Here is a 334-nt window from a genome sequence, read left to right on the forward strand (position 1 = left end):
ATAAGGTCCGGCTGCAAAGCAATAGCTTTTTCAACGGCCTGGTTGCCGTTTTGGGCCAGAATAATGCCGGTATCCTGGCGAAGAAAGTCGCTCAGTAGTCTCAGGTTGGCCTTTTCATCATCAACCAACAGTACCGTTGGGCGAGCTGTTGTCATGCTGGATCACTCCCTGTTCTTCGCCAAACCACAATACTCTGTTCTTGCCCTGGTGCTTCGCCAGGTAGAGCATATCGTCCGCCAGTTTTAACGCATCCTCTGGTCGTGTATTCATGCTTGGCTGGCAAGTCACGCCACCAATACTAACCGTGACCTTATGCTTGGCATCGCTGTATGGT

At 51.2% G+C, this 334-nt stretch carries 1 protein-coding gene; it reads right to left on the bottom strand.

Translation table 11 applies throughout. From position 1 onward, the window contains the following. Positions 1-120: 120 nt before the first annotated feature. A partial coding sequence (locus J0A66_RS22320; protein WP_206576019.1) for a GGDEF domain-containing protein occupies positions 121-334 on the bottom strand: 214 nt, incomplete at its 5' end.

It is taken from the genome of Bowmanella dokdonensis (assembly GCF_017254865.1).
Classification (GTDB): Bacteria; Pseudomonadota; Gammaproteobacteria; order Enterobacterales; family Alteromonadaceae; genus Bowmanella; species Bowmanella dokdonensis.